Origin of the sequence: Serratia sp. SCBI (assembly GCF_000747565.1) — a bacterium.
Classification (GTDB): domain Bacteria; phylum Pseudomonadota; class Gammaproteobacteria; order Enterobacterales; family Enterobacteriaceae; genus Serratia; species Serratia ureilytica.
Genome location: NZ_CP003424.1, coordinates 2,667,325 through 2,692,592, shown reverse-complemented (window position 1 = coordinate 2,692,592; position 25,268 = coordinate 2,667,325). Strand labels below are relative to the sequence as shown.

22 protein-coding genes are annotated in these 25,268 nt (G+C 60.6%); 11 read left to right on the top strand and 11 right to left on the bottom strand.

The window, feature by feature from the left end; translation table 11 throughout:
* Positions 1-268 precede the first annotated feature (268 nt).
* The 3 genes from pgpB (at position 269) to lapB (ending at position 2,813) form a co-directional block, all read left to right on the top strand.
* Positions 269-1,033: a phosphatidylglycerophosphatase B gene (gene pgpB / locus SERRSCBI_RS12530; protein ID WP_042784666.1), complete on the top strand. Its 765-nt coding sequence runs from the start codon at positions 269-271 to the stop codon at positions 1,031-1,033.
* A gap of 298 nt (positions 1,034-1,331) precedes the next feature.
* A complete protein-coding gene (locus SERRSCBI_RS12525; protein WP_033643257.1) occupies positions 1,332-1,634 on the top strand; it encodes a LapA family protein in 303 nt (100 codons plus the stop codon).
* Positions 1,635-1,640: 6 nt separating this feature from the next.
* Positions 1,641-2,813 carry a lipopolysaccharide assembly protein LapB gene (lapB, locus tag SERRSCBI_RS12520; RefSeq protein ID WP_015378034.1) on the top strand — a complete coding sequence of 391 codons (1,173 nt, stop codon included), beginning with the start codon at positions 1,641-1,643 and terminating at the stop codon, positions 2,811-2,813.
* Positions 2,814-2,874: 61 nt separating this feature from the next.
* Here lapB and SERRSCBI_RS12515 read toward each other — a convergent pair whose 3' ends face one another.
* Together SERRSCBI_RS12515 and SERRSCBI_RS12510 are read right to left on the bottom strand one after the other, a co-directional pair.
* Positions 2,875-3,174 carry a hypothetical protein gene (locus SERRSCBI_RS12515; RefSeq protein WP_033643255.1) on the bottom strand — a complete coding sequence of 100 codons (300 nt, stop codon included), beginning with the start codon at positions 3,172-3,174 and terminating at the stop codon, positions 2,875-2,877.
* A 171-nt stretch (positions 3,175-3,345) separates the two neighbouring features.
* Entirely contained in the window at positions 3,346-3,606 is a 261-nt protein-coding gene (locus SERRSCBI_RS12510) for a YdgH/BhsA/McbA-like domain containing protein (RefSeq protein WP_033643254.1), read from the bottom strand.
* A 329-nt stretch (positions 3,607-3,935) separates the two neighbouring features.
* Between SERRSCBI_RS12510 and pyrF the strand changes: the two genes are divergently transcribed.
* Positions 3,936-4,664, top strand: coding sequence for an orotidine-5'-phosphate decarboxylase (pyrF, locus tag SERRSCBI_RS12505; protein WP_042784665.1), 729 nt, complete (start codon positions 3,936-3,938; stop codon positions 4,662-4,664).
* Between the two features lie 10 nt (positions 4,665-4,674).
* Positions 4,675-5,001 carry a stress response translation initiation inhibitor YciH gene (gene yciH, locus SERRSCBI_RS12500; protein WP_042784663.1) on the top strand — a complete coding sequence of 109 codons (327 nt, stop codon included), beginning with the start codon at positions 4,675-4,677 and terminating at the stop codon, positions 4,999-5,001.
* 188 nt (positions 5,002-5,189) lie between these two features.
* Here yciH and osmB read toward each other — a convergent pair whose 3' ends face one another.
* The 4 genes from osmB to SERRSCBI_RS12480 all read right to left on the bottom strand — a co-directional run bounded on the left by osmB (position 5,190) and on the right by SERRSCBI_RS12480 (position 9,799).
* The gene (gene osmB, locus SERRSCBI_RS12495) at positions 5,190-5,408 is read right to left on the bottom strand and encodes an osmotically-inducible lipoprotein OsmB (protein ID WP_004930634.1); all 219 of its coding nucleotides are present in this window, start codon (positions 5,406-5,408) and stop codon (positions 5,190-5,192) included.
* 257 nt (positions 5,409-5,665) lie between these two features.
* The gene (locus tag SERRSCBI_RS12490; RefSeq protein ID WP_004930631.1) at positions 5,666-6,412 is read right to left on the bottom strand and encodes a DNA-binding transcriptional regulator YciT; all 747 of its coding nucleotides are present in this window, start codon (positions 6,410-6,412) and stop codon (positions 5,666-5,668) included.
* A 50-nt stretch (positions 6,413-6,462) separates the two neighbouring features.
* Positions 6,463-8,895 (bottom strand): formate C-acetyltransferase/glycerol dehydratase family glycyl radical enzyme, encoded by a 2,433-nt coding sequence (locus SERRSCBI_RS12485; protein WP_042784661.1) that lies wholly within the window; start codon positions 8,893-8,895, stop codon positions 6,463-6,465.
* A 4-nt stretch (positions 8,896-8,899) separates the two neighbouring features.
* Entirely contained in the window at positions 8,900-9,799 is a 900-nt protein-coding gene (locus SERRSCBI_RS12480) for a glycyl-radical enzyme activating protein (protein ID WP_042784660.1), read from the bottom strand.
* Between the two features lie 149 nt (positions 9,800-9,948).
* Between SERRSCBI_RS12480 and fsa the strand changes: the two genes are divergently transcribed.
* Positions 9,949-10,614 carry a fructose-6-phosphate aldolase gene (gene fsa, locus SERRSCBI_RS12475; protein WP_042784659.1) on the top strand — a complete coding sequence of 222 codons (666 nt, stop codon included), beginning with the start codon at positions 9,949-9,951 and terminating at the stop codon, positions 10,612-10,614.
* Positions 10,615-10,662: 48 nt separating this feature from the next.
* Here fsa and SERRSCBI_RS12470 read toward each other — a convergent pair whose 3' ends face one another.
* On the bottom strand, positions 10,663-12,729 hold the full coding sequence (locus SERRSCBI_RS12470) for a carbon starvation CstA family protein (RefSeq protein ID WP_033643249.1): 2,067 nt from the start codon (positions 12,727-12,729) through the stop codon (positions 10,663-10,665).
* A gap of 384 nt (positions 12,730-13,113) precedes the next feature.
* On the opposite strand from SERRSCBI_RS12470, the gene SERRSCBI_RS12465 reads away from it, so the two are divergent.
* Both SERRSCBI_RS12465 and SERRSCBI_RS12460 read left to right on the top strand, forming a co-directional pair.
* Positions 13,114-14,277 (top strand): M20 aminoacylase family protein, encoded by a 1,164-nt coding sequence (locus tag SERRSCBI_RS12465; RefSeq protein ID WP_042784658.1) that lies wholly within the window; start codon positions 13,114-13,116, stop codon positions 14,275-14,277.
* A 30-nt stretch (positions 14,278-14,307) separates the two neighbouring features.
* Complete coding sequence (locus tag SERRSCBI_RS12460) at positions 14,308-15,618, top strand: MFS transporter (protein ID WP_042784656.1); 1,311 nt, start codon at positions 14,308-14,310, stop codon at positions 15,616-15,618.
* A 74-nt stretch (positions 15,619-15,692) separates the two neighbouring features.
* On the opposite strand, the gene SERRSCBI_RS12455 is transcribed toward SERRSCBI_RS12460, so the two are convergent.
* Both SERRSCBI_RS12455 and gloA read right to left on the bottom strand, forming a co-directional pair.
* Complete coding sequence (locus SERRSCBI_RS12455; protein ID WP_042784655.1) at positions 15,693-17,627, bottom strand: exoribonuclease II; 1,935 nt, start codon at positions 17,625-17,627, stop codon at positions 15,693-15,695.
* A gap of 186 nt (positions 17,628-17,813) precedes the next feature.
* Positions 17,814-18,341: a lactoylglutathione lyase gene (gloA, locus tag SERRSCBI_RS12450; RefSeq protein ID WP_019452681.1), complete on the bottom strand. Its 528-nt coding sequence runs from the start codon at positions 18,339-18,341 to the stop codon at positions 17,814-17,816.
* Between the two features lie 99 nt (positions 18,342-18,440).
* Between gloA and SERRSCBI_RS12445 the strand changes: the two genes are divergently transcribed.
* On the top strand, positions 18,441-19,295 hold the full coding sequence (locus SERRSCBI_RS12445; protein ID WP_042784654.1) for a LysR family transcriptional regulator: 855 nt from the start codon (positions 18,441-18,443) through the stop codon (positions 19,293-19,295).
* A 15-nt stretch (positions 19,296-19,310) separates the two neighbouring features.
* Here the strand turns inward: SERRSCBI_RS12445 and SERRSCBI_RS12440 are convergent, their stop codons facing one another.
* Positions 19,311-21,617, bottom strand: a complete 2,307-nt coding sequence (locus SERRSCBI_RS12440) for an FdhF/YdeP family oxidoreductase (protein ID WP_042784653.1) — start codon at positions 21,615-21,617, stop codon at positions 19,311-19,313.
* A 282-nt stretch (positions 21,618-21,899) separates the two neighbouring features.
* Here SERRSCBI_RS12440 and dacD point away from each other — a divergent pair, with 282 nt between their 5' ends.
* Positions 21,900-23,069 (top strand): serine-type D-Ala-D-Ala carboxypeptidase DacD, encoded by a 1,170-nt coding sequence (dacD, locus tag SERRSCBI_RS12435; protein ID WP_042784651.1) that lies wholly within the window; start codon positions 21,900-21,902, stop codon positions 23,067-23,069.
* A gap of 64 nt (positions 23,070-23,133) precedes the next feature.
* The gene (locus SERRSCBI_RS12430; protein WP_033650272.1) at positions 23,134-24,039 is read left to right on the top strand and encodes a LysR family transcriptional regulator; all 906 of its coding nucleotides are present in this window, start codon (positions 23,134-23,136) and stop codon (positions 24,037-24,039) included.
* Positions 24,040-24,081: 42 nt separating this feature from the next.
* Here SERRSCBI_RS12430 and SERRSCBI_RS12425 read toward each other — a convergent pair whose 3' ends face one another.
* Positions 24,082-25,266, bottom strand: coding sequence for a carboxymuconolactone decarboxylase family protein (locus tag SERRSCBI_RS12425; protein WP_042784650.1), 1,185 nt, complete (start codon positions 25,264-25,266; stop codon positions 24,082-24,084).
* Between the last annotated feature and the right edge of the window lie 2 nt (positions 25,267-25,268).

Genomic DNA, 25,268 nt, shown 5'->3' with positions numbered 1-25,268 from the left:
ACAAAAACCTACGATTCAATCATTGTCGCGCATCCTAAGTCCGGTCAGTGCATTGACCAAGACTAAAACGTGCTACGCCGATCTCTATTTCGTTAATTATCGGCTATTTTGCCACAACTTCTTGCCGGGCGGTGCTCAGCAAACCAGCAGATGGCGTTTTCTGGCCACCTATTATTGCGATAGGTTGTCTATCTGTTTAATTTTTCGCGTGTTATCAAGATTGCACTCTTGTTACACTGCAGCCTGATTCACGCAGAGGAAAACGGGAATGTATGAGATAGCAAAACGCACGGCGGGCGGCGCGTTGCTGCTGCTGTTGATGCCGCTGGCGGTCTGGGTATCCGGCTGGCACTGGCAACCCGGCGGCAATGACCGGCTGCTGAAAGCGCTGTACTGGGTGACCGAAACCGTGACCTCGCCGTGGGGCATTCTGACCAGCGCGATCCTCTGCGGTTGGTTTTTGTGGTGCCTGCGCTTTCGGCTGAAGCCGGCTATCGGTCTGGCGATGCTGCTTTTCGCCGCGCTGGTGATTGGGCAGGGCGTGAAGTCGTTGATCAAGGATCGGGTGCAAGAGCCGCGTCCTTTCGTGGTGTGGTTGGAGCAAACCCACGGCGTGGACGGCAAGTATTTCTACTCGCTGCAGCGCAAAGAGCGCAGCGCGCTGGTGCGCGAGCAACTGCAAGACCAGACGCTGGTGCCGAGCTGGCTGCGCAAGCACTGGCAGTTTGAAACCGGCTTTGCTTTTCCGTCGGGGCACACCATGTTCGCCGCCACCTGGGCGCTATTGGGCGTAGGGCTACTGTGGCCGCGCCGCCATTACAAAACCGTCGCGATCCTGATGGTGTGGGCGGCCGGGGTAATGGGCAGCCGCTTGCTGCTGGGCATGCACTGGCCGCGCGATCTGGCGATGGCCACGTTGATCAGCTGGTTGCTGGTGGTGATCACCTGCTGGCTGGCGCAGCGCTGGTTCGGTCCTCTGACGCCGCCGCCGCAAGAGCAGCAGGAAATCGCGGCGCGCAAGCCGGAGAAATGAACGTTATGTGACCATGTCACAAAAATCGCGGCGCCAGATCGGCGCCGCATTAACCGCTTACATTTTCCCGCCATTGCAATCCGCGCCGTCGCCCCCATATCCTTATAAATTCGACGTTTTGAGAAGCTTTCTCATCAATTTGTTCGTTAAAGCCGTTTACTGCCGAATATGCCAGCAGATATGTGGTTTTATCGTGCCGCAGGGTTTCCCTGCCGCAACGGGAAATGCTAACTTAAGGGTTAGGGACGCCACGTTTTGGCATCGTTCATCCGATTCACTCGGCATCGCGGGAAAGAATGTGAAATATTTGCTGATTTTTTTGTTGGTTCTGGTGATCTTCGTGATTTCCGTCACCTTGGGTGCGCATAACGATCAGGTGGTCAATTTTAACTATCTGGTTGCGCAGGGCGATTATCGCGTATCGACCCTGTTGGCCACGCTGTTTGGCGCCGGTTTCATTCTCGGCTGGATCATTTGCGGTCTGTTCTATCTGCGTACGCGCATTGCGCTGGGCCGCGCCGAGCGCAAGATCAAAAGGCTGGAGCTGCAGCTTGAGCAGCCCGCTGAACCGGCGGCTCAGGCCGTTGTCAGCAAGGAATAACCCTCTATGTTAGAACTGCTGTTTCTGTTGCTGCCCGTGGCTGCCGCGTACGGTTGGTACATGGGGCGCAGAAGCGCTCAGCAGGATAAACAGCAAGAAGCCAACCGCCTGTCGCGTGAATACGTGGCAGGGGTGAACTTTCTGCTTTCAAACCAGCAGGATAAGGCGGTCGATCTGTTCCTCGACATGTTGAAAGAGGACAGCAACACCGTTGAGGCCCACCTGACGTTGGGCAACCTGTTCCGCTCGCGCGGCGAAGTCGACCGCGCTATCCGCATCCATCAGGCCTTGATGGAAAGCGCTTCCCTGACCTTTGAGCAGCGCCTGTTGGCGGTGCAGCAGCTGGGCCGTGACTATATGGCCGCCGGGCTTTATGACCGCGCGGAAGACATGTTCAGCCAGTTGACTGACGAAGCGGATTTTCGCGTCTCGGCGCTGCAGCAATTGCTGGTGATCCATCAGGCGACCAGCGACTGGCAGAAAGCGATCGACGTGGCGGAAAAGTTGGTCAAGCTGGGCAAAGAGAAACAACGCGTCGAGATCGCGCACTTTTATTGTGAACTGGCGCTGCAGGCGATGGGCAGCGACGATCTCGATCGGGCGATGAGCCTGCTCAAGCGTGCGGACGCGGCCGATAAACAGTGCGCGCGCGTGTCCATCATGTTCGGGCGCATTTACATGGCGCAAAACGATTACGCCAAAGCGGCGGAGTCGCTGCAGCGCGTACTGAGCCAGGATAAAGAGCTGGTCAGCGAAACGCTGCCGATGCTGCAGGAATGCTACACGCATCTGCCGGAACAGCAGCACAACTGGGCTGATTTCCTTAAGCGCTGCGTGGAAGAGAACACCGGCGCAACCGCCGATCTGATGCTGGCCGAAATCATCGAGCAGCACGAAGGGCGCGACGTGGTGCAGGTCTATATCAACCGTCAGCTGCAGCGTCACCCCACTATGCGGGTGTTTTATCGGCTGATGGATTATCACCTGGCGGACGCTGAAGACGGCCGTGCGAAAGAGAGTCTGCTGTTGTTGCGCGATATGGTCGGCGAGCAAATTCGCACCAAACCGCGTTACCGCTGCCACAAATGTGGCTTCACCGCGCACTCGCTCTATTGGCATTGTCCGTCGTGTCGCGCCTGGTCATCGGTTAAACCGATCCGCGGTCTGGACGGACAATAGCGTGGCGGCGAGACAAAACAAAACGGGGCGATTGTTCGCCCCGTTTTTTTATGTTCATCGCTTACTTTTTCTTGCCGCCTTTAGCGCCGGTTTTCAATAGCTGACGCAGCTTCTTCAGCTCTTTCTGGCTCAGAGGCTGTTCGATTTCTTCTTCGGTGCTTTGATTGTCGATCTCGCCGTGGTGCAGGTCGTCCGCTTTCTTGGCCGGTTTTTCTGCCTTGACGACGGGCGCGTTGAAGCTGCTTTCCAGGCGCTGGCACACTTCCACGCTCAATGAAAATTCGTTTTCAGCGGCGGCGGCGCGGATTTTCTCCTTCAGTGCCAGAGGAATTTTAATGGTAAGTGTCGATATCTCGCTCATTTTGAAAGCCTTTCTGCAGGAAGATGCCTTCAAGCTAAGCCACTGGCGATCGGGTGTCTAGTGTGTAATAAAAATTTAATATTTTTGTAACAATAAAGAGCGGGGCAAAGGCGGGTTTTTAAGCGGGAAATAGAGGCAGGGCCCGAAATCTCGGGCCCTGTACCGGAAACCTTATTTGTAGATGATCGCGGTGCCGCTCAACATGTTGTTACCGCCGGCGGAGATAATGCGGTAGCTGCTGGCGCCCTGAGCATCTGCTTTAGCGGCCAGTTTTTTCTCCAGGCTGCTGAGGGTGGTTGCGTGGCCTGCGGAAACGACGCCGGTCGCGGTCAGGCTATCGGCCTGCTGGCTGTTGATAGGCTCAGCGGCCAAAGTGGCGAAAGAGGTCAGTGCGATAGCGGCAGCGGCTGCAAAATATTTGATGGTTTTCATGGGTGACTCCAGTCTGTTTATTTAGGAAGGAAGCCATTCGCTTCCGATGTGGTGAATAATAAAGCATCTGGGCCGATTGAAAATCTGATAATGCTGAGCAAGTTGTTCAAAATATTTGATCGATAATTTACGCATCTTTACGGCGTTTTACGCTGCGTGGTTTATTGCTGACGCGCTTACGTTGACGCGCCATGACAAAGACGCAAGGTAACATGACAGAGCGCCGGTGCGCGCTGTGGCTGGGATTTCTGGCCCCTGGCATGTAGAATGCGGCGGTCAGTTTCGCGGGTGAGTCCCTGATTATCTCCATTTTACAGAAGGTAGAAGAAATGAAGTCTGAAAATAACGCTAATAACAATGACTTAAAATCATCTCCAATCGTTGTGGCGTTGGATTACGCCGATAAGAACGCTGCGCTGGCGTTCGCCGACCGTATCGATCCGCAAGACTGCCGGCTGAAAGTGGGCAAAGAAATGTTCACGCTGTTTGGACCACAGCTGGTGCGCGATCTGCACGGGCGCGGCTTCGACGTATTTCTTGACCTGAAATTCCACGATATTCCCAATACCACGGCGCATGCGGTAGCCGCAGCGGCCGAGCTGGGCGTTTGGATGGTCAATGTGCATGCCAGCGGCGGCGCGCGCATGATGACCGCCGCTAAAGAAGCGCTGGTGTCATACGGGGCGGATGCGCCGCTGCTGATCGCCGTCACGGTGCTGACCAGCATGGAAGCGGAAGACCTTCGCGGCATCGGCATCGAGGCGAGTCCGGCAGAACACGCCGAGCGCCTGGCGCGCCTGACCCGCGACTGCGGGCTGGACGGCGTGGTGTGTTCGGCACACGAAGCGCAGTGCCTGAAGGCCGCCTGCGGGCAGGCTTTCCAACTGGTGACGCCGGGGATCCGCCCTGAAGGCAGCGCGGCGGGCGATCAGCGTCGTATTATGACGCCGGTGCAGGCGCAGGCCGCCGGCGTGGACTATATGGTGATTGGGCGTCCGATCACCCAATCTGCGGATCCGGCCGCGACGCTGCGCGCGATCCGCGCCTCTTTGGCCTGAGGAAGCGATGATGAATGACGATAACAGCCGTCTGGTGTATTCCACGGACACCGGTCGCATCAAGCAGGAAGAGGTTAAACCGCAACGCGCCAAGGGCGATGGCGTTGTGCGCATCCAGCGCCAGACCAGCGGCCGCAAGGGGAAGGGCGTGTGCCTGATTACCGGCGTCGATCTGGATGATGCCGCGCTCGACAAACTGGCGGCCGAACTGAAAAAGAAATGCGGCTGCGGCGGCTCGGTGAAAGAGGGAGTCATCGAGATCCAGGGCGATAAACGCGATCTGCTCAAACAGCTGCTGGAAGCCAAAGGCATGAAGGTCAAACTGGTGGGCGGCTGAGGCGAATCGCCATGCCGCAGTGCAATGCTGCGGCATGGCTAGAGGTTGTTGCTGCCGGGGGTTAACCCGTTAACGGCGAAAGAACCATAGACTTAAAGTAAAACAGACCTGAAATCATCGTTATTGGTTAATACGTCAAAGCGCCGAGGCGCTTTTGCCCGCCTGCCGGCGGAGGAGCATCGGGCAGGTTATTTGCCAACCTGGTGACCGATGATGCCGCCCACCGCAGCCCCACCCAGCGTGCCCAAAGCGCTGCCGTTGGTCAGCACTGCGCCGCCGACTGCACCGGCGCCGGCGCCGATAGCGGTGTTGCGATCGCGTTTGGACATGTTGGAACAGGCGCTCAGTGAAAACGCCAGAGTCAGAGCCAGAGCGGCGGTGGCGAAACGTTTATTGATAATCATCATAATGACTTCTCCTTAGCATTGGCTATATGGAAGTGCCCTATAAGTATAGGCGTTAACCATAAATCAGGCCTGCTGTTGATTCCCATACGGTATCGATATAAAAAATGGCATTTTTGTTAACGGCCGAATAATTAGCGGGTTACGGCCCAAAAGTTACCGAAGCTGAGTATAGGTTTCTCGGGAAGGATAAACAGGTAAATAGTCTTAAAATCCCGCTGCGCAAGGGAAACGGCGGGCGGCGTGGCCCGCGCGGCGCGTTATTCGTTGACCAGCTCCACCTGTACGCCCTGACGTTTCAGCTGATGCTGATACTCCAGCGCCAAACGTGAATCGGTGATCACCCGGCTGATTTGCCCCGGCTGCGCCAGCGGGTTAGGCTGGATCTGGCCGAATTTGCTGGAATCCGTCAGCACGATATTCTCCACGCCCTTGGCCAGCACCGCGCTGACCACATCGGCGCGCATCATGTCGCGGCCGGTAAAGCCGGTTTCGGCCTGAAAGCCGTCAATGCCGATAAACGCTTTGTTGAAATGCACCTGCTGAATGCACAGCCGCGTGAGTGGGCCGACCACGGTCTCGCTTTTCTTCTGATACATGCCGCCCAACACAATCACGTCGCAGTCGGTTTCTTTGAGCAGGTTGGCGATGTAGTGGCTGACGGTGATCAGCGTAATGCGCTTGCGTTCGGCGATGTAGCGCGCCAGCAGGGCATTGGCGCTGCCGCTCTCGATAAAAATCGTCTCGCCGTCGTTGACCTGCGCGGCGGCGTACTGCGCCAATCGTTGCTTAAGGGTGAAATTGGACATCATGCGGGCGTCGACGTCGTCGCTTTCCAACGCCACGGCGGAGCCGTGCACCCGCTTCAGATAACTGCGTTTTTCCAGCAGGTTGAGATCCTGCCGGATGGTGACTTCCGAGACGCCCGAAGCGCGCGCCAGCTCATTGACGCTGATCCGGCGGCGATCGTTAACCAACTGCAATATGGTCTGTTGTCGTAAATTCATATCGGCCTGATGATGCGGCCGCCAAGGTGCGGCCGCTAAGAGTCAAAGGTTTAAAGAGTATGTTCTGTGCGCGCAATAATATCATCCTGCGCCTCAGGGGATAATGCGGTAAAGAAGGCGGAATAGCCAGCTACGCGAACCACTAAATCACGATATTGGTCAGGGTGTTGCTTCGCCGCCAGCAGCGTTTCGCGCGACACGATGTTGTACTGCACATGCCAGCCGCGATAGCTCTCGAAGAAGGTGCGCAACATCAGCATCAGCTTCTCCCGATCGCGCGGGTTGTCCAGCGTCGCCGGGTTCAGCTTTTGGTTGAGCAGCACGCCGCCGAGGATCGCCTCGGTCGGCAACTTGGCGAGCGAATTGAACACCGCCGTCGGCCCCAGGTGGTCGGTGCCGGACGCCGGGCTGGCGCCTTCCGCCAGCGGCGCGTGCGCCTTGCGGCCATCCGGCGTGGCCAGGGTGGCAGCGCCGAACGGCACGTTGGCCGAAATCGACGAGGTGCCGGCGTAATAGCCGCCGCCGATCGGCCCACGGCCGAAGCGGGTGTTGCGATACTGCTTCAGTTCTTCGATGTAGGTTTGGTAGGCGCGCACCAGCAGCCGATCGACCTCGTCCACATCGTTGCCGTATTTGGGCGCAGCGTTGAGCAGCCGCTGACGCAGCTGCTCGCCATCCAGCCCGGCGAAGTCTTCGGCCAGCGCCGTCGCCAACTGCTGCTGGCCGATCGCCCCTTGGTCGAACACCAGTTTGCGCACCGCCGCGAGGCTGTTGCCCAGGTTGGCGATGCCGACCTGCAGACCGGAAACCCAATCGTATTTGGCGCCGCCTTGCTTGATGCTTTTGCCGCGTTCAATGCAGTCATCCACCAGCGCTGAGCAGAGGATATCGTGGGCGTTCTCCTCCAGCACGCTGTCCACCACGCACTCGATCTCGATCGAATTGCGCGTGTAGTAGCGGATTTGCCGATCCCAGGCGGTTAATACCTGCTCGAAATCGGCGAAGTTTCCTTTGGACAGCGCCTGTTCCTGCGGCAGGAAGATCTGCCCGGACGTGGCGTCGCGGCCTTGTTCCAGCGCCGCCAGCAGCACGCGGGCGAAGTTGATGAAGCTCATGCCGGTGCAGCGATAGCCCCATTTGCCGCCGACGGCGGTCTCGATACAGCCGATGGCGGCGTAGTCGTAAGCGTCCTGCGGTTCGACCCCCAGCTTGATGAACTCGGGAATGACAATTTCGTCGTTATTGAATGCCGGCATGCCGAAACCGCAGCGGATCACCTGTACGCAGGCGTCGAGGAAATCGGCGCTCATCCCGGCGTGGTAACGCACGCTGAGGTTGGGCTGGGTGGAGCGCAGGCGGCCACAGGATTCGAGAATGGCGTAGGACAGCGGATTGACCGCGTCGCACGGCCGGCCATCGACCAGTTTTTGCCCGCCGATGGTAACGTTCTGGTACAGCGGGCTGCCGGCGGAGGCCTTGGAGTGCGAGCCGGAGCGGATCTTGTTGACCTCCAGCAGCTTCAGCCAGCAGCTGTGCAGCAGCTCGATGGCGTTTTCCCGCGCCAGGTTTTGCTCCAGCTCCACGTCACGCCGATACCAGGGATAGAGATACTGATCGAGGCGGCCAAAGGAAACCGAATGGCCGTTGGATTCGATCTGCAACGTCAGCTGGATGAAATAGCACAGCTGCAGCGCCTGCCAGAAGGTGTGCGGCGGGCGATGGGCGATCCGGTCGCAGTTGTCTGCGATAGCCAGCAGCTCGGCGCGACGCCAGTCGCGGGCTTCGTTTTGCGCCATGTCGCGCGCCAGGCGAGCGAAGCGCAGGATGTGTTCGCTCAGCGCCGTCAGCACAATATCGATAGCGTTGAGAAACTGCGCCTTGTGCAGATCTTCCCACTCGGTCAGACGCAGGCGGCTGCGGCGCGCGTTCACCTTTTCACGCAGGCCATCGAGGCCTAACTCCAGCAGCAGCGGGAAGTTGACCGCCAGATGGGCGTCGCCGGAGGTCATATTGCCCTCGGCCTTGATGATGCCGGTGGCCAGCAGCGCCTTTTGTTCGTCGGTGAACATGCCGTAGCAGCGATCCTGCACCGTTTGGCCGCGCCACCAGGGGCACAGACGATGCAAAATTGCCTTGTTCTCGTCGCTGACCGAAAAACCGGCGCCCGGCCGGTCGGCCAACTGGTCTATTTCGTTTTCTATCCAGCCGACGGTGTATTCGGGGAAGATCGGCGCGGCGCGCAGCTCGCTGGCCTGGTTGCCGACGATCAGCTCGTCGTTGGCGATCCAGATGCTGCGTTTCGCCAGATGGTTGGCCAACGCCAGGGCGCGGCGCACCGGCAGCGGCTTGTTCTGATGCTGCTGATAGGCCTCGGTATAGTGCTGCGCGCGTTCGGTGCACACCGGCGGTTTGACGATGTGAATCAGCGCATTCTTATGCGCCTGGATACGGGCGCTCAGGGTAGTCAAATCCAACGTGGTCATAGTGTTATCCTCGCAAAATGGCGGTCAGGCCCTTGGCGCCGGCATAGTCTTCGGCGAAGGCCAGCAGGTCGGGTGCGTCCAGTGGCGTGCGGGCGGCATGGTAGGGTTCGCCGAGCAGGTGGTACTTGTTGATGCCAAGCGTGTGGTACGGCAGAAAGTGGATCTCCGACACGCCGATCTCGTCGGCGGCGAAGTCGACGATGGCACGGACAGAGCGGCGATCGGCGTTGAAATCGGGGATCAGCGGCACGCGTACGGTCATTGGTACGCCGTGCGCCGCCAGCCGACGAAAATTGCTCATCACCCGGCGGGCGGAACCGCCGGTCCAGGCTCTGAAGCGCGCTTCGTCGGTGTGTTTGAGATCGGCCAGCAGCAGATCCAGCCACGGCAGCGAAGGGGCGATATAACGCCACGGGACGTGCAGGCAGGATTCGACGGCGGTGTGGATGCCGGCCTCGCGGCCGCGCCGCAGCAGCTCCGCCGCGATGTCCGGCTGCATAAAGGGTTCGCCGCCGGACAGCGTTAAACCGCCGCCGCTGCGCAGGTAGAAAGGCTTATCCCGCATCACCTCGGCCATGATATCGTCGGGGTTGATCGGGCTGCCGCACAGGCTGAGCGCGCCGGTCGGGCAGGCGGCGGCCAGGGCGGCATAATCGTCTGCGCTAATCAGCTCGCGTTGCAGCGTCAACGGCCCGGCGGTGCGTTGCAGCCCTTGCGGACAACGCTCGGCGCACAGCGTGCAGCCGCTCAGGCACAGGCGTTCGTCAAACAGCAGGTCTGCGTGGCGCGAGCGGCTTTCCGGGTTCTGACACCACTGGCAGCTCAGCGGGCAGCCTTTTAAAAAGACCACGCTGCGGATGCCCGGGCCGTCATGGGTCGAGTAGCGCTGCAGATTGAAGATCATGAGTCACCCGTTTGGCGTTGCTGTATCTTTCGCCATTAAAGATATTTCGAATGAAAGTTGAATTGATTTTGATCAAAAGTTAGCGCGGTTTTTGCCCTATGATGATCAGAGTTTGAATCCGCCCACAGAACATGACACAGGAGTCCGTGATGGAGCTTTATCTCGATACCGCCGATGTGACCGCGGTAAAACGCCTGGCGCGCATTCTGCCGCTGCACGGCGTCACCACCAACCCGAGCATCGTGGCGAAGGAAGGCAAGCCGGTCTGGGAAGTGCTGCCCGCGCTGCGCGACGCCCTCGGCGGCACCGGCAAGCTGTTCGCACAGGTGATGGCGACCGATGCGGAACGTATGGTGGCGGAGGCGGCGCTGCTCAGCCAGCGGGTACCGGGGCTGGTGGTGAAAATCCCGGCGACCGCCGAAGGGCTGGCGGCGATCAAGAAGCTTAAAACGATGTCCATTCCGACGTTGGGCACCGCGGTGTACGGCGCTGCACAGGGGCTGTTGGCGGCCTTGGCCGGGGCGGAATATGTGGCGCCTTACGTCAACCGGGTGGACGCGCAGGGCGGCGACGGCATCGAAATGGTGCACGAGCTGCAGCAGCTGTTGAGCCTGCATGCGCCGTCGGCGCAGGTGCTGGCCGCCAGTTTCAAAACGCCGCGCCAGGCGCTGGAGTGCCTGTTGGCGGGCTGCCAGGCCATCACGCTGCCGGTGGACGTTGCGGAGCAGTTCCTGAACGCGCCGGCAGTGCAGGCCGCGGTCGAGAAATTCGAACAGGATTGGCAGGGGGCGTTCGGCTCCACGCTGTTAGGCTAAAGCCAGTAAAAAGGGCGCCGCGGCGCCCTTGCTTGATGCTCGGTTCGTTTAGCTGCGGCCGGCCTCTTCCCTCAGCGCGGCGCCGACCTCGTGCGCCGTCGGCTGTTCGGCGCGCAGTGCCCGGCGGATCGCGAAGAAGGCGGCGATCAGCATGGTCACCGCCACCAGCATAAAGAACCCGCACAGCGCGGCGTTAATCTGGTTGCTGAACACGATGGTTTCCATGTCTTTCAACGATTTGGCCGGCGCAATGATCGTGCCTTGCTCGATGCCGGTGGAGAACTTCTTCGCCTGCGCCAGGAAGCCGATGCTCGGTTTTTCGTGGAAGATCTTCTGCCAGCCGGCGGTCATGGAGGTCACGAACAGCCAGGCGGTCGGCAGAATAGTCACCCAGGCGTAGCGCTGCTTTTTCATCTTGAACAGCACCACGGTGCCGAGGATCAGCGCCATCGACGCCAGCATCTGGTTGCCGATACCGAACAGCGGCCACAGGGTATTGATGCCGCCGAGCGGATCGACCACGCCCTGATACACGAAGAAACCCCAACCGGCCACCGCCACCGTGGTGCCCGCCAGGTTGCCGAACCAGGAGCGGTTATTGGCCAGCTGCGGCACCGCCACGCCCACCAGATCCTGCACCATAAAGCGGCAGGCGCGGGTGCCGGCGTCGACGGCGGTCAGGATGAACAGCGCTTCGAACAGAATGGCGAAGTGGTACCAGAAGGCCATCATCGCCCGGCTGTTGAACACCTCACTGATGATGTGCGCCATGCCCACGGCGAAGGTCGGGGCGCCGCCGGCGCGCGACAGGATGGCGTTCTCGCCCACCTCTTTGGCGATCAGCGCCAGCGTCTCCGGCGTGACGATAAAGCCCCAGCTGTTAATGACCTGCGAAGCATTTTCCACCGTGGTGCCGATCAGTGCCGCCGGCGAGTTCATGGCGAAGTAAACGCCCGGATCCAGCACCGAGGCGCAGATCAGCGCCATGATGGCGACGAAAGACTCCATCAGCATGGCACCGTAGCCAATAAAGCGAATGTGGCTTTCGCGTTCCACCAGCTTAGGCGTGGTGCCGCTGGAGACCAGCGCGTGGAAGCCGGAAATGGCGCCGCAGGCGATGGTGATGAACAGGAACGGGAACAGGGCGCCGGCGAACACCGGGCCGCTGCCGTCGATAAAGCGCGAGACCGCCGGCATTTTCATCTCCGGCATGGCGAAGACGATGCCGATGGCCAGGCCGATGATGACGCCGATTTTCATAAAGGTGGAAAGGTAATCGCGCGGCGCCAGCAGCAGCCACACCGGCAGCACCGAGGCGACGAAGCCGTAGATCACCAGCACCCAGGTCAGGGTGGTGCCGTGCAGCGTGAAGAACGGCCCCCAATAGGGATCTTGCGCCACGTTGCCGCCGTAAACGATCGCCAGCAGCATCAGCACGAAGCCAATCACCGAAATTTCAGCGATCTTGCCCGGCCGGATAAAGCGCATGTAGATGCCCATGAACAGGGCGATCGGGATGGTGGCGGCGATGGTGAACAGCCCCCACGGGCTGTCGGCCAACGCTTTCACCACCACCAACGCCAGCGCCGACAGGATGATGATCATCACCCCCAGCGCGCCGAGCATGGTGATCACCCCGGCGAACGCGCCCAGCTCTTGCTTGGCCATTTCCCCCAGTGAACGCCCGTCGCGGCGCGTGGAGATGAACAGCACCAGAAAATCCTGCACCGCGCCGGCCAACATAACGCCGACCAGGATCCAGATGGTTCCCGGCAGGAAGCCCATCTGCGCGGCCAGGATCGGCCCCACCAGCGGCCCGGCGCCGGCGATGGCGGCGAAGTGGTGGCCGAACAGCACCCATTTGTTGGTGGGCACGTAGTCCAGGCCGTCGTTGTGGCGTTCGGCCGGGGTCAGACGGCGGTCATCCAGTTCAAAGACCTTGTCGGCGATGAACCGGCTGTAGAAGCGGTAGGCGATGCTATAGCAAGCGACGGCGGCGACCACCAGCCAGACGGCGTTGACGTGCTCGCCGCGGCTGAGCGCCAGCATGGCGAAGGCGAAGGCGCCGACCAACGCCACCAGCAGCCAGATAAATCCGGACCTGATGTTTCTCATGAAATAACTCCTTGGCGTGCAGAGGTAAAATCGACGTTGTTATTAGGAATGACGTTTTAACAGTAGAAGTTTTGCCGCCGAACCGCGGCAGGTCGGATGAGAAATGTGAAGCAGGTGGGGTTTTAGTGTAAAAACAACGTGATGAAATACCGCTGGCGCAGGCTGCGGCCCATGCGCTTTCCGGCAGAAGTTCATTCTGCACTTTCACTTCGCATACAGCGAATCATCGCCGTTTTTTATCTGAGCACGGCGTCTGGCGGCCTATTATTTTATCTGGCGAGGCGCGCCGAAATAAAATTACTCATGCCGTGTTATACCTTTATTTCAATTCGCACTTTTATTCATTCATTAAATAAATAATAAAGCTACGAAAGGAATTTAATTATGATAAATAAAGTCATTGAAGGGTATTTACCGCAGCTTACGGCCATCCGGCATGATATTCACCAGCATCCCGAGTTGGGTTTTGAAGAATTTCGCACCAGCGATCTGGTGGCGGATTATCTAAGCTCGTGGGGCTATGAGGTACACCGCGGATTGGCGGGCACCGGCGTGGTGGGGAGGCTGCGGGTGGGCGACGGCGTTAAACGCCTCGGCCTGCGCGCCGATATGGACGCCTTGCCGATCGAGGAAAACAACGGCAAACCCTGGAGCAGCAGCGTGGCCAACCGCATGCACGCCTGCGGCCATGACGGCCATACCACCATGCTGCTCGGCGCCGCGCGTTACCTGGCGCAAACGCGCAATTTCAACGGCACGCTGCACCTGATTTTCCAACCGGCGGAAGAGATGCTGAACGGCGGCGCGCGCATGGTCGAACAGGGGCTGTTCGAGCGCTTCCCCTGCGACGCCATCTTCGCCATGCACAACATGCCGGGGATGCCGCTCGGCGAGTTCTTCTTCCAGCACGGCCCGTTTATGGCCTCGATGGATCAGTTCAACGTGCGGGTGCAGGGGCGCGGCGGCCACGGTGCCATTCCGCAACTGACGGTCGATCCGGTGGTGGTGGCTTCGCATATCACCGTCGCGCTGCAGAGCATCGTTTCGCGCAATATCGATCCGCTGGAAGCGGCGGTGATCACCGTTGGCAGCATCAAGGCCGGCGAGGCGGCCAACGTGATCCCGGACAGCGCGGAGATGAAGCTCAGCGTACGCTCGCTGGATCGCCAGGCGCGCGCTACGCTGCTGGCGCGCATTCCGGCGCTGATCGAAGCGCAGGCGGCAAGCTTCGGCGCCCACGCGACGGTGGAACACGTTAACGGCACGCCGGTGTTGGTCAACGACGAAGCGATGACCCGTTTCGCCCATCGCGTGGCGCAGCAGCAGTTCGGCGCCGCCCGCGCACACTACGGCGCCAGGCCGCTGATGGGCAGCGAAGACTTCGCCTTTATGCTTGATGCGCATCCGCAAGGCTGCTACCTGATCATCGGCAACGGCGACGGCGAAGGGAGCTGCATGGTGCATAACCCGGGATATGACTTTAACGATGGGTGTCTGGCGGCCGGCAGCCAGTATTGGGGAGCGTTGGCGGAAGCGTATTTAAAATAAATTCGAAGAATAATAACAGGGAAGATAATGATGAGTGAAAATACGGCGGCGACGCAACCAACAATAAACGCGCCTGCGAGGGTAGGCGGCAAGAAAGTGATATTTGCCGCCTCCTTCGGCAATGCGCTGGAGTTTTTCGATTTCGGTATCTATAACTTCTTCGTTATTTATATCAGCGTATTGTTTTTTCCCCCCTCGAGCGATCCCAATTTGGCGTTGCTGTTGGCGTTCGCCACGTTTGGCGTCAGTTTTTTCATGCGGCCGCTGGGCGGCATTCTGATCGGCGCCTATGCCGATCGCCATGGCCGCAAGCCGGCGATGATCCTGACGATTTCACTGATGAGCCTCGGCACGGCGATGATCGGCTTTGCGCCGACCTACGCCAGCGCCGGTTATTGGGGAACCGTCACGCTGGTGGCGGCGCGTTTGATCCAGGGCGTGGCGGCGGGCGGCGAGGTGGGCGCATCGATGTCGTTGCTGGTGGAGTCGGCGCCAGCTAACCGGCGAGGCTTCTATTCCAGCTGGTCGCTGGCGACACAGGGCATCGCCACCGTGGTCGGCGGCGTCACCGCGCTGGCGCTCAGCGCGGCGTTGCCGGCGATCTCCGGCGAGCCGAACGCCATGGCCGAGTGGGGATGGCGCATTCCGTTCTTTATCGGTGTGGCGCTGGCGCCGCTCGGTTGCTGGCTGCGTCTCGGATTGGAAAGCGACCGGCTGCCGGTGTCGCGGGCCCATGAACCGCCGGCGCAGCTGCGACGGCACTCGCGGGCGGTGGTGCTCGGCGTGATGCTGACCATTGGCGCCACCGTCGCCACTTACATCTCGATGTATTATCTCGGCACTTACGCGGTGAAATACTTAGGCATGCCGCAGGCCTACGGCTATGCCGCGATGCTGCTGGCGGGGCTGGTGACCTTCGGCGGCAGCCTGTTGGTTGGGCACTGGTGCGATCGCTATGGCCGCTTGCCACTGATACGAGGCTCGCGCATCGCTATCTTGATCGTGGCCTTGCCGGCGTTTTGGTGGCTGAGCGCCGCGCCGCATCCGGCGGTGCTGCTGCTGATTGTCGCGATATTGGTCGGATTGACCACGCTCGGCTCGGTGCCGACCATGCTGATGATTTCGGAGCTGTTTCCGCAGCGCATTCGCGCATTGGGGTTTGCGTTGGTCTACAGCCTCGGCGTGGCGATTTTCGGCGGCTTCGCCCAATATATCGCCTCGCAGTCGATCGCGTTGAGCGGCTCGCTGCTGGCACCCGCCGTCTACCTGATGCTGGCGACGCTGGCTTCGTTGGCGGTGCTGCCATTGCTGCGTGAAACCGGCGGTGATCCATTGCGTTAGCTAGCGCGGACGAAAAAAAACGCCGGCGGTTTTCACCGTCGGCGTTTGGCGTCGCTACCGTTTCAGGCTGGCGTTCAGGCCGCCGGCCGGGCGATTACGCTGCGGGTTTCCATGCGCACTTCGGCGATGGTGACCTGCAAGGTATCGCTCTGGCGATAAACCACTTCGCCTTTGATCTGCACGGTGCCGGTTTCCTGGCTGCACTGCATCTCGTCACGCACCGCGTGAATGAACGGCGCCGGGATGAAGGCAACCGCGCCGTTGTCCAGCAGGCGCACGCGCAGGCCGCCGCGTGTCACGTCGATGATCTCGGCGTTGAAGCGGGTATCGGTACCGGCCTTGTCCTGCAGGAAACGGGCGTACAGCCAGTCGCCGACGTCGCGTTCCGCCATGCGATTCAGACGGCGGCGTTCCGCCAGCTGCACCGTCACGTCATCCTGCGGTTTTTCCGCCGGCTGCTGGTTGATGATCGCCTTCAGCAGGCGATGGTTGACCATATCGCCGTATTTACGGATCGGCGATGTCCAGGTGGCGTAAGCCTCCAGCCCCAGACCGAAGTGTGGCCCCGGCGTAGTGCTGATCTCGGCGAAGGTCTGGAAGCGGCGGATGCGGCTGTCGAGGAACTGGGTCGGCTGCGCATCCAGGTGGCGGCGCAGTTCGCAGAAACCGTCGAGGGTCAGCAGCTTCTCGGCTTCGGCTTCGACGCCGTTGGCCTGCAGTACGGTGACCGCTTGCTCAACCAGCGCAGGATCGAAACCGGTGTGCACGTTGTACACGCCGAAGCCCAGGCGATCACGCAGCACGATGGCGGCGCAGACGTTGGCGGCGATCATGCACTCTTCAACGATGCGGTTGGCGCTGCGGCGCTGCTCGGTAACGATCTCCAGCACGTCGCCTTTTTCACCCAGCACGAAGCGGTAGTCCGGGCGATCTTTGAATACCAGCGCATGCTGGTGGCGCCAGGCGTTGCGCGCGTCGCAAACGCGTTTCAGCAGGGTGATCTGTTGCGCGATGGCGTCGCTCGGCGGTTGCCAGCCGGCAATGCCGTCCAGCCAGTCGGAGACTTCGTCGTACACCAGTTTGGCTTTGGATTCGATCTCGGCGGCGAAGAACTGAATATCTTCGCCCAGCGCGCCGTCGGCGGCGATGGTCACGCGGCAAGCCAGCACCTGACGGCGCTCGTTAGGGCGCAGCGAGCACAGGTTGTCCGACAGATCGCGCGGCAGCATCGGGATGTTGAAGCCCGGCAGATAGTTGGTGAAGGCGCGCACGCGGGCGATGTCGTCCAGCTTGCTGCCTTGTTCTACGTAGGCAGTAGGATCGGCGATGGCGATGGTCAACTGCAGCGAACCGTCACCGTTGTCGGTCACGTACAGCGCATCGTCCATGTCTTCGGTGCTGGCGCTGTCGATGGTGACGAATTCGAGCGCGGTCAGATCTTCACGCACCAGCGCAGCGTCCGGCTCGCTGAGGGCCTGCATCTCCGGCGCCTCTTTTTCCAGGTTGTGACGCGCCAGCGTCACCCACCACGGGGCGAAATGGTCTTCACCGTCGGTGATAAACTGGGTCAGGTCGGCGTTGAAGCCGCGATCGCCTTTCAGCGGATGGCGGCGCATTTCCGCCACCGCCCAGTCGCCGGCCTGGAAGTTGTGGGTCAGTTCACGCGCCGGGCGGCACGGAATCGCGTCTTTCAGCAACGGATGATCGGGCACGATGGACAGACGATCGTCGCGCTTTTGCACGCGGCCGACAAAGCGTGACAGGAACGGCTCGACCAGGGTTTCCGGCTCGGCGATTTCGCGCTCTTTCTCGGTGTGCAGGGTGGCGATAATGCGATCCCCGTGCATGACTTTCTTCATGTACGGCGGCGGAATGAAGTAGCTTTTTTGACCGTCTACTTCAAGAAAGCCAAAGCCTTTCTCAGTCCCTTTCACTACGCCTTCAACGCGCGGGGTCTGAGAGTGAAGTTGCTGTTTTAGCTGCGCCAGCAGCGGGTTATCTTGAAACATATCGTCCAGTGAATGGGTTGTGAGTGGCAAGATTTGCGGCTGACAGTTTTACGCGAATCACCCGCTGCGAGCAAGCCTAACGTCACGGAACCCCGCGTTGCCGCGCGATTTTGCGCAAGATTGGTCAATCGAAGGGCGAACGATGAAAAACCCCGGCGCGCAGGCCGGGGTGAAGGAAGGGGGCAATCAGTCCTGCAGCGGCGTCGGCTGCAGGATTTCAATCCAGTAATCGTCCGGATCGCGAATGAACGCGACGTAGTTCATGCGGCCTTCATGCAGGCGTTTCTGAAAGGTGACGCCCAGGCGCTCAAAACGCTCGCAGGCGGCGCGCACGTCCGGCACCGTGACGCACAGGTGGCCAAAGCCGCGCGGCTCGCCGTTGCCGTTGTGGTAATGGAAATCCGCCTGATTTTCGGTGCCGTGGTTATGGGTCAGCTCGAGAATGCCCGGTTGGCTCAGCGCCCAGCGTTTGCGTTCGTCGTCATCCTGCGGGATCTGCTCTCGCGGGCTGCGCGTCAGGTAGCAGATGGTGAAGGCGGCCTCTTTGAATTCTTCCAGATAGACCGGGGTAAAACCCAGTACGCGAGTGTAGAAATCCAGCGCTTTGGTCAGGTCTTTCACGCGGATCATGGTGTGGTTGAACACGTAACCGTCGGTTACCGCGTCCGGTTGGGCCGCCACGCCGGGCAGCGTCAGTAAATCATTCAGTGGCATCAGTGATCCTCCTCAGGGTGTCGACAGACTGTAGGTGAAATCGATGCTAATCTAAAGTAATTGTTTCTAACTAAAACGCTAACTAAAAGTGAATGATAGATGAAGCTGAGCCAGTTGAAGTTTTTCTGCACCGTGGTGGAACACAAAACCATCGCCGCAGCCGCCCGCGAGCTGCACTGCGTGCCTTCCAACGTCACGCTGCGGCTGCGCGAACTAGAGGAGTCGCTGGGCGGCGAGCTGTTTTTCCGTGACAAGAACCGGCTGTACGTCAATCCCAAAGGCCGGCTGTTCTACCAACAGGCGCGCGACATCGTGGCGCAGGCGGAGCGCAGCAAGCAGCTGTTCGCCGGAGAACATCAGCATGGGCTGCTGAACCTCGGGGCGCTGGATTTCTCGCTGGTCAGCCATTTGCCGGCGCGCATCGCCCGGCTGCGCCGTTTACAACCCCAACTGCAGATCAACGTGCTCAGCCGCGATTCATTGGTGCTGGAGCGCATGCTGATCGACAGTACCCTCGATCTGGCGATCACCGACGGCCCGATTGAACATCCGTTGCTGGCCAGCCAAAAGGCGTTTGACGAACGGCTGGTGATGCTGATGCCGGCCGATGCCGGGCAGCCCGATGCCGCCACGCTGGCGGCGCTGGAATTTTACACGTTCAGCCGAGAATGCTCGTTCCGCCTGAAGGTGGATCACTGGCTGGCCTCGCGCGGGCTGAAACCGCGCATGACGCTGGAAATGGAGTCTTATGCCGCGATGGCGGCCTGCGTGCAGGCAGGTTGCGGCGTCGCCTGCGTGCCGGGTTCTTTGCTGCCGCAGATTTTGCCCGCTCCGGGGCTGAAGGTGGTGGAAATGGGCGAGGAGGGCGTGAGCGATCTGTACTTCGTCTGGCGACGGCATCAGCTGTCCGACGAATTACAGACCATCCTGGCGATATTGAAGCGCCCGGCGTGAACCGGGCGCGCGTTTTCAGGCAATGCGCAGCGAGGGTTGCTGTTCGCTGCGGCGAATCGCCACCGGGATCGACTTCGACGTCGGGGTGCCGGTGCCGTCGCCGAAGCTGGCCAGCGGCACCAGCGGGTTGGTTTCCGGGTAGTAGGCCGCCAGGTTGCCACGCGGAATGTCGTAACTCACCAGCTTGAATCCGTCCACTTTACGCACCACGCCATCGTTCCACAGAGTCTCTATCTCAACCCGTTCGCCATCCTGCAGGCCCAGCGCCGCCAGATCTTCCGGATGGATGAACAACACTTCGCGCTGGCCGTAAACGCCGCGGTAGCGGTCATCCAGACCATAGATGGTGGTGTTGTACTGATCGTGCGAGCGCAGCGTTTGCAGGGTAAACGGCGCTTGCACGTCGCCCAGTTGCGGGAACAGGGGCGCCGGCAGCGCGGCGGCGCTGAATTCCGCCTTGCCGCTCGGCGTGGCGAAGCGCAGTTCGGCGGCGGCATTGCCCAGGTAGAATCCGCCGGGCTGCTCGCAGCGACGGTTGAAATCCTCAAAGCCGGGAATGGTGGCGGCGATATGATCGCGGATCAGCGAGTAGTCGTCGGCCAACTCCAGCCAGTCCAGCTGCTGCGTGCCCAGCACCGCGTCGGCGATGCCGCAGACGATCGCCGTTTCCGAACGTTGGGTATCCGCCAGCGGTTTGCCGATGCCTTCCGAAGCGTGAACCATGCTGAAAGAATCTTCGACAGTGATGTACTGCGAGCCGCTGGCCTGCATGTCCAATTCGGTGCGGCCCAGCGTCGGCAGGATCAACGCGTCTTTGCCGGTCACCAGGTGGCTGCGGTTAAGTTTGGTGCTGATGTGTACCGTCAAATCGCAGTTGCGCAGGGCGCGGGCGGTGCGCTCGGTGTCCGGCGCCGCGGCGGCCAGATTGCCGCCCAGCGCGATCAGCACTTTCACTTCGCCGCGCAACATCGCTTCGATCGCTTCCACCGTGTTGTGGCCCACCGCGCGATTGGCGGTGAAGTTAAAGTGGCGTTCCAGGCTGTCGAGCAGCCCCTTGGGCGACTTCTCGTCAATCCCCATGGTGCGGTTGCCCTGGACGTTGCTGTGGCCGCGCACCGGGCACAGACCGGCGCCCGGTTTGCCCAGTTGCCCGAACAGCAGCTGCAGGTTGGTGATTTCACGCACCGTCGCAATAGAGTGCTTATGCTGAGTCACGCCCATCGCCCAGGTGCAGATCACCCGCTCGGCGCCCTGGTAAGTGGCCGCCGCCTGGCGCAATTGCGCTTCGCTCAGGCCCGATTGCGCGGTAATGGCCCGCCACTCGGTCGCATCCACCTGCGCCAGGTATGCCTCCACGCCGACGCTGTGCCGTTCGATAAACGCCAGGTCGAACAGGGGGGGCTCACCGGCGGCCAGCCGCTGGCGGTGGGTTTCCAGCAGCGCTTTCACCATGCCGCGCACCGCCGCCATATCGCCGCCCAGATTCGGTTGGTAATAGGAGGAGCTGATCGGCGAGGATTTTGGCGTCAGCATCTGCACCGGATCCTGCGGATCGGCGAATCTTTCCAGCCCGCGCTCGCGCAGGGTGTTGAAACTGACGATGCGCGCGCCGCGTCGGGCGGCGTTTTTCAGGCTGTGCAGCATGCGCGGGTGGTTGGTGCCGGGGTTTTGACCGAACACGAAGATGGCGTCGGCTTTTTCGAAGTCATCGATGCGGATGGTGCCTTTGCCGACGCCGATGCTTTGCTTCAGCCCGACGCCGCTCGCCTCGTGACACATGTTGGAGCAGTCGGGGAAATTGCTGGTGCCGAGCATGCGGCCGAACAGTTGATAAAGGTACGACGCTTCGTTGCTGGCGCGGCCCGAGGTATACAGCTCGATTTGGTTCGGGTTGTCCATTGCGTTGATGTGCCTGGCGATCAGCGCCAGCGCGTCCGGCCAATGAATAGGCTCATAGTGGTCGGTTTCGGCGTTGTAGCGCATCGGATGCGTGAGGCGCCCCTGATATTCGAGGAAATAGTCGCTCTGCTGCTGCAGGGTGCTGACGCTGTGCGCGGCGAAGAACTCTGGCTCGACGGCGCTGCGCGTCGCTTCCCAACTGACTGCCTTGGCGCCGTTTTCACAGAAGCTGAAGGTGCTGTGGTTGTCGTCGCCCCAGGCGCAACCGGGGCAGTCGAAGCCGCGCGCCTTGTTGACGCGCATCAGGTTGCGCATGTTTTTTAGGGTTTGTTTACTGTCGAGGACAAAGCGGGTGGTGGCTTCAAGCGAACCCCAGCCGCCCGCTGGGCCGGTATAAGGCTTGATTGACGGTTTGAATTTCATGGTGACACTTCGCAGGTGGTTGTAGCTAAAAAGTAAACGCTTTTTTATGCGTCTTGCGTATTTATGTCACAAGTTTAGGGGCGCGGCAGGCAGGCGTCTAATCGAATGGGGCAATGGCGGCATAGAGCATATCTATCGCAGGCGGACGCTGACCTAAACAAATGGTTGCATAAAGACACCCGCTGCAAAAGAGTAATGGTTTCGCCTGAAAGTGAATTCATGCAGTCTATCTCGCGGATTATATTGGCATTTTATTTAGCCTGCGGGCCTGAGGAACACAGCGTGAAGCGTTCAGTATCAGTGGTGATCGGCGGTATCTTACTGCCTTTAGCAGCGCAGGCGGCGGAAACGGCGTCCCATTTTCCCACCATGACTCCACCGGCGATAGACGCCGCCTCTTACGTATTGATGGATTACACCACCGGCCAGGTGCTGGCTGCCGGCAATGCCGACGAGCGGCGCAATCCGGCCAGCCTGACCAAACTGATGACCGGTTTGGTGATCGATCATGCGCTCGATGAGCATAAGATTGGCCTCGACGATGTCGTCACCGTGGGGAAAGACGCCTGGGCGCAGGGCAACCCGGTGTTCAAAGGCTCCTCGCTGATGTTCCTGAAGCCTGGTGACAGGGTCACGGTACGCGATCTCAGCCGCGGCATCATCATCGATTCCGGCAACGACGCCTGCGTGGCGATGGCGGACTATGTGGCGGGCAGCCAGGCCAACTTCGTCAAGCTGATGAACGAGAAGAGCGCGCAGCTGGGCCTGCAGAACACCCATTTCGAAACGGTACACGGGCTGGATGCGCCGGGGCAGTTCACCACCGCCGGCGATCTGGCGGTGATTGCACGTGCCATCATCATGAGCGAGCCGGCGGAATACCATATGTACAGCGAGAAATCGCTGACCTGGAACGGCATCACGCAGCAGAACCGCAACGGCCTGCTGTGGGATAAGACCCTGCACGTCGACGGCCTGAAAACCGGACACACCGCCTCGGCCGGCTTCAACATCATCGCTTCCGCCACCGAAGGAGATCGCCGTCTGATCGCCGTGGTGATGGGCGGCAAAAGTTCAAAAGGCCGCGAGGAACAGGCGCGCAAGCTGCTGAGCTGGGGGCTGCGCGACTTTAGCACGGTACACCTGTTCAGCGCCGGCCAGAGCCTGGAGGAAGAGCCGATCTGGTACGGCGAAAGCCACCGCTTGCCGGTCGGCAGCGCGCAGGACCAGTCGCTCAGCCTGCCGAAAAACGAGGCGGACAAGCTGAAGGCGCAGTACGTGCTCAACGTTGCGCGGCTGGAAGCGCCTGTCAACAAAGGACAAATCGTCGGCGAGATCCGCATCAGCGACAATGGCCAGGTGGTGAAAACCCTGCCGCTGGTGGCGCTGCGGGCGGTGCCGCAGGGCGGCGTGTTCTCGCGCCTGGCGGATTACGTGAAGCTCAAACTCTGACTCACCGGGCGGGCGGCGGCGCCCGGTGGTATACTGGTGCGAATGCCGATCATTGAGCCGCGCTATGGATATTAAACAACTGATTTATCTGTGTAATTTAGAACGGGAGCGCCACTTCGGTCGGGCGGCGGAAGCCAGCTTCGTCAGCCAGCCGACGCTGTCCATGCGATTGAAAAATCTGGAAAAAGAACTGGGCGTTTCGCTGATTAACCGCGGCAACCATTTCGGCGGCTTTACCGCCGAGGGAGAACGGGTGTTGGCGTGGGCGCGCGAGATCGTCTCGGTCTACCAAGGGCTGAAACTGGAGGTGGAGTCGCTCAAGCACGGCTTGCACGGCACGTTGCGCCTCGGCGTGGTGCCGCAGTGCAGCATCTCGGTGGCGGAAATGCTCAAGGCGGTCAGCGAACGTTATCCCCATCTTGATTATCGGTTGGCGGTGCTGAGCGCCGATCAGCTGCTGGAGGCGCTGACGGCGCACACCGTAGATATCGGCATCGGCTTTTTCGAGCTGTCGACCTTGAAAGAACTGCATTTCCAATCGCAGCCGCTGGTGGAAACCGGCGTCGAGCTGGTGTTTCATCCGCAGCATTTCCCTAAGCTGGTGGGGGATGCGCCGTTGCCGCTGGAGGCGGTGGCTGCCTTGCCGCTGTGTCTGGCCGAGCCGACGCGTTATTTCCGCCGCTATCTCGATCAGCATTTCCGCGACGCTGGATTGACGCTGCACCCGCGGCTGGAAACTACCTCTATCTTCCAACTGCTGGAGGGGATTTTCGTCGGGTTGGGCTGCGGGTTGTTCCCGCGCGGCCAACTGCAATCGCCGCTGATGCCGGCATTGCAGCGGCGTCCGGTGGCCATCGCCGCCATGCCGCGTCATGCGGCGGTGGTGGTCGATATGTCGGAGCGCGCCACGCCGTTGGCGCAGAAGTTTTTCGATGCCGCCAGCGAGTGGTTGCGGCGGCAAAATATCTGAAGGAAGAATGTATTGCGGCCAGTATTAGCCGCGTAGTGGTATTCAGTCGATAGCGCTGAAAGATTCCGCATCGCCCAGCGTTTGGCGCAGGCGGTTTTCCCAGGCGTAGAGCGCGACGGTGAGGATCACCTCCAGCGCCTGCGCCTGATCCAGGCCGCTGTTGAACAGCGGCTGCACGCTCTGCGGGGTGAACTTCTCAGGTGCGCGAGTCAGCTCGGCGGCGGTGCGCATCACTGCGAGTTTTACCGAATCTTCGGTATACGCCAGCCCCTGAGGCAGCCCGGCGAACAGCGCCTGAACCAATCCTTCATCCTGCAATTCTTGCGCGACGGTGGCCGCGCAGTAACGGCTGCCGTTGATGCGCGAGACCGCCAGCGTCGCCAGCGCCTTGAGGCGACTCGATAACCCATATCCTTCGGCATTGATGCCGTTGAACACCCCGTTGCGCTCGCGCAGGGTGGCGGCGTCGTGGGCTAACAGCAAATAATAAGATTCGGCGCGCGCCTGCGGGTGACTTTGATCCAACACATCAAGCTGTTCGGCGGCGGCGGTTTCCGCGTTGATCGGCGGCAGGCGGGCAGACCAAGTCAGTTCGTCGGCGCTGAAAGCGATGCCATCGGCGTCTTCGACGTTAGGAAAGCCGGGCACCACCACCGCCGGCCGGCCGGCCAACGCCGCGACGCCGGCGACCACGCGCGCCTGATAGCTGACAAAACCGATCACCTGCGAAAAGGTGACAATATCCGCCGGGCTCAGCCCGACGTCGGCGAGCTGTTGCAGCGCCTTGCGGCAAATCAGCGTGGGCTGGCTGGCAAGCTGACGGGCATATTGGGTGATCTGAGCAAGGCGGATGTTGCTTTCCCGGGAGGCGTCCGGGCTGTGCAGCGGGGCGAGGCGGGCGGCGTAGTGGCTACAAAGCGATTGCACGCCCGTCACCTGAGCGACGGTCAAAGCGGTGCTGAGGCGATCGTAGGGTGACAATGTCACGTATCGTGACAGCGGCACCTGGTCGGGAAACAGCGCGTGGTAACCGGCCAACGAGGCGCTGAACACCCCGGCGCGAGCGCTGAGCGCATTGTTTAAGGCTTCATCGGCGAAAGCGCCCAGCCCCAGCAGAAAGCGATCGCGAAGGGTGGCCGCCTGGGGTTCCAGCGGCGCATCGCCCCGCACGCTGCTTTGGGTTTCGTGATACCACTGGGCATTATGTTGTCGACGGAGTCGTTCCATAG